The organism is Corallococcus llansteffanensis (assembly GCF_003612055.1).
GTDB classification, from domain to species: Bacteria; Myxococcota; Myxococcia; order Myxococcales; family Myxococcaceae; genus Corallococcus; species Corallococcus llansteffanensis.
This window is the reverse complement of record NZ_RAWB01000734.1, coordinates 1-4,239: the sequence shown is the minus strand read 5'-3', so window position 1 is coordinate 4,239 and position 4,239 is coordinate 1. Positions and strand designations below refer to the sequence as shown.

Genomic DNA, 4,239 nt, shown 5'->3' with positions numbered 1-4,239 from the left:
ATCCCACCCCCGCCAGCCCCAGAATGACCAGGGCACCCCAATTCCTGACATGCATGTCTTCTCCTTCCGCCCCAACGCGGCCGGAAGGTGGGGTGCAAGGCATTGTCCTCCAAGAGGCACCCGGAGGGGGTGGGAGTGTCCTGGCCGGAAGTCACCACGAAGGTCCTGGTGCATTGGCGTGTCCTCAGCCGGGGTGAGTGCCCATCTCGATCTGGAGCCTTCCCATTTCCATGCGCCGGAATCATGGGCGGTGACTTCCCCACGCCTCCCGGCGCATCCGGTCTACGCTCGGCTGTGATGCGACGACTCGGGGAGGGCCCGTGAGGGACACGCGGAGGATGGCCGCGCTGCTGTTGGGCGTGATGACGGGAGCGCTGCCTGCCCAGGCGGGAGCGCCGCGGGAGGCGCCTGGCTGTGACTTCCGATGGGAGTGCCAGCTCGGCACCCACGCGTTCTCCGTGAGCTTCGATTCCGAGTCGGACGACTGCACCGAAGACGACATGCGGGTCTCCGTGGACGTGGCAGGCCGGCGGAGCGGGCTGTCGCTGAAGAAGGCCTGGTACAGCTCCATCTCCAACATCGCCAACGGCGAATCGATTTGCAGCCTCCCAGGCGAGGCCCCTGCGAGAGCGGGCCCGGTCTCGGCCTTCGCGGTCGGTCCCCAGCAGGCGCTGGTGTTCTTCACGACGAGCGGCCGCCCGGGCTACGACAGCGTCGGGGTGATGCTCCTGGACGTCGCGACCGGGAAGCTCCTGGATGCCCGGCAGGGCCTGGGGGAGTCCAAGGAGCCCACCGTGGCCGTCCTCAAGACGCGTACCGGCTTCAAGCTGCGCCTGGTGAAGGAGCACCTGCCGGAAGTTCGGTGCGATTGCTCGGCGGCCTTCGCGGATGCCTGGATGTCCGTGGAGGTCGTCAACAGCCACATCAAGATCCGCTGGATGTGAGGAGCGTACAGGGCCGGGGGACCTTCGAACGCGTCAGGTGGAACCCCAGGGATGCACGCGGTGACAGTTTCGAGGGGGACCGGTGTTGAAGCCGCCGCCCATGCGCCTCCCCCGTCCCCTCTTCCTGTTGCCGGCCTTCCTGCTGCTCCTGGGCACGGGGGCGCGCGGCCAGGGCGTTCCGTCCGCCACCAGCGAGCCCCGCACGGTGGAGGTGGACCTCCAATCCACCGACGGAGGACAAGCCCTCTCCGCCGAGGACGCCCTTCGCCTGGGACTCTCCCCCGACGCGGGTGACACCGCGCTGATCCCTCCAACCCTCACGGCCGACGCACCCGCCGCGTGGCCGGAAGGGCTGGAAGGCACTCCGGGTGAGGTGAAATTGGAGCTGCTGGTGGACGTGGACGGCCGCGTCGCGGAGACGAAGGTGGTGCGCGCCGCCGCCGAGCCGCGCCTCACCGAAGCGGCACTCGCCGCAGCCCCGGGCCTGCGCTTCACCCCAGCCACACTGGGCGGTGTCCCCGTGGCGGTGCGCCTGCCCTTCGTCTACCGCTTCACGCCCCCCGTGCAGGCCCCCGCCGCCACGACGCGCCTCACCGGCGAGGTGCGCGCGAGAGGCACCCGCAAGCCGCTGGCCGACGCGGCCCTCTTCCTCGACGGCGCGCAGCAGCCCGCCGCCACCACCGACCCTCGCGGGCGCTTCACGGTGGACGTGACGCCAGGCGCGCACCGCATCGAGGTCCGCGCACCGGGCCACGAGACGACGACGTTCGAGGAGAAGCTGGAACAGGGGCAGACGCTTCAGGTCGTCTACCGGCTCCAGCCTCGCGAGGTGAACCCCTACGAGACGGTGGTGCGCGACGAGCGCCCGCGCACGGAGGTCACCCGCATCAGCCTGCACGAGCAGGAGATCCGCGAGGTGCCCGGCACGCTGGGCGATCCGTTCCGCGTGGTGATGTTGATGCCGGGCGTGGGCAGCCTCGCGTCCGGGATCAGCTACCCCGTGGTGCGCGGCAGCCAGCCCGCGGCCACCGGGTTCTTCCTCGACGGTGTGCGCATCCCGATGCTGTACCACCTGCTGCTCGGGCCCGCGGTCATCCACCCGGACTTCATCGACACCGTGGACTTCTATCCGGGCACACCGCCGGTGCAGTACGGCCGCGTGCTGGGCGGCGCGGTGGAGGGGCGCCTCAGCCGGCCGCGCGAGGACCGGCTGCACTTCACCGCGTACGCGGACCTGCTCAACGCGGGCGGCTTCATCGAGCAGCCCTTCGCCTCCACCGGCACCAGCGTCAGCGTGGCCGGCCGCATCAGCTACTCCGCGCTGCTCATCTCGCTGGCGGCCAATGCCCTCAACGAGAAGGACGCAGAGCAGGTGCGCGCGGGCTTCTGGGATTATCAGGCTCGCATCGAGCAGAAGGTGGGCCAGGGCCGCCTGCGCCTGTTCGCGCTGGGCAGCTCCGACGACGTGGGCCTCTCTCCCAAGGAGGTCGAGCGCTCCGAGGGCGGCGGCGTCACCTCGCGCTTCCATCGCATCGACCTGCGTGGCACGCACCCGCTCGCGGGCGGCGAGGGGGAGGTCGGCATCACGCTGGGCTGGGACGGCCTGGGCCTCACCGGCGAGCAGACGAAGCGCGTCGGGGGTGCCCTCGTGCGCCAGGACGTGGGCGAGTACGGCCTTGAGCAGACGAGCCTTTCCGCGCGCGCCGGGTGGCGACGGGTGCTCACCGACACGCTGGAGGTGGCCGTGGGCGCGGACGTGGAGAACCGCCGCTCGGCCACCACCCTCACCGGCACCGCGCGCCCCCCGGGCTGGCGTGCTTCCGACGACGCGGATCCGTTCAAGCGGCCCTCGGCGATCGCCACCTTCTCCGGCGCGTACGCGTCCGTCACCTGGAAGCCCTCCGAGAAGTGGGTGGTGTCACCGGGCCTGCGCGTGGACGCGTACCATCTGGTGCCGGGCTTCACGTTCACCGCCGTGGAGCCGCGCCTGTCCGTGCGCCACACGCTGACGGACACCCTCACGCTCAAGGGCGGCGCGGGGCTGTTCCACCAGCCGCCCACCGTGCTCCTGCACATCCCCGCCGTGGACACCGCCAGCCTGCGCTACGGCCTCCAGTCTGGCGCGCAGTTCGACGTAGGCGCGGAGTGGAAGGCGCTGGAGGGGCTGGAGCTGAGCGCGGACGCGTACTTCAACCCGCTGTCGCGCGCGGTGGAGTTCGACCTGGTGGACGTCGCGGAGAACCGCCGGCGCCGGGGCAGCCTGGGGACGGACCCCGCCACCACCGGCTACGCCTACGGCCTGGACCTGATGGCGCGCCACCCGCTGGGCCAGCACTGGTTCGGCTGGGTGTCCTACAGCTTCCTGCAGAGCAAGCGAAAGGCGCGCTTCGCCCGCATCGGTGACGACAACCAGGTGCTGGAGACGGTGGAGGGAGCACTACCCTTCGCCTTCGAACAGGCACACGTCTTCAACGCCGCGCTCAGCTACAAGTTCGGCAACAACTGGACGGTGGGCACGGTGGTGCACTTCAACACCGGCCGTCCGGAGACGGGGCAGATCACCTCGCAGACGCAGCGCTGGGTGACGGATGCCGACGGCGAGGGGAATTGGGTGCGCCAGGACCTGGACCGCGCCGGCCGGCTGGCGCCGTTCTTCCGCGTGGACGCGCGCATCGCGAAGTCGTGGGCCTACCAGGACTTCACCCTGGATGCGTCGCTCGACGTGCTCAACCTCTCCGTGCAACAGGAGGTCATCGCCTACGACTACTCCTTCGACGGCTACGGGGACCCGGGGCTCGAACCCGTGCGCGCCCCCGTCCGGATTCCCGTCATCCTCCCCTTGTTCGGCCTCAAGGCGACCTACTGACATGCGCCACGCACCGCTCCCCTTCCTGGGCCTGGGACTCCTGGCCTCCACCCTCTCCGGCTGCGAGCGCTACCCGGAAGACCCCATCTTCGCCTACGGCCGCGCCCGCCAGTTAGAGGGTGCGCCGCTGGCCGGCGAGCCTTTGACCCTCGAGCGCCTGAGCGACGGCGTCTACTCGCCGCTGAGCACCACCACCACCGAGGCCAGCGGAGACTTCCTCTTCGAACTGCTCTCCGGCGACGCCGTCGACGCGAGGAACCTCGAGGAGCAGCAGGCCCGGCTGCGCCTGACGCTGCCGGCGGACGCGACCGGGCGTGGGACGTTCATCCTGCTCTCCATGCGGGACGACGTGGAGCTCCCCACGCTCCAGCCCTGGGATGCCCACCCGCGCGTGGAAGCGGGGCCCCAGGGGCCCTCCGTGGCCTTTCC

2 protein-coding genes and 1 pseudogene are annotated in these 4,239 nt (G+C 70.6%); all 3 read left to right on the top strand.

Going from position 1 to position 4,239, the window contains the following annotated elements; genetic code table 11:
- The first annotated feature begins 320 nt into the window (after positions 1-320).
- A complete protein-coding gene (locus D7V93_RS39160) occupies positions 321-944 on the top strand; it encodes a hypothetical protein (protein ID WP_147451576.1) in 624 nt (207 codons plus the stop codon).
- A 100-nt stretch (positions 945-1,044) separates the two neighbouring features.
- Entirely contained in the window at positions 1,045-3,810 is a 2,766-nt protein-coding gene (locus tag D7V93_RS39155; protein WP_120648157.1) for a TonB-dependent receptor domain-containing protein, read from the top strand.
- A 1-nt stretch (position 3,811) separates the two neighbouring features.
- Positions 3,812-4,239 (top strand): annotated as a pseudogene (locus D7V93_RS39150) (hypothetical protein); the annotation flags it as partial.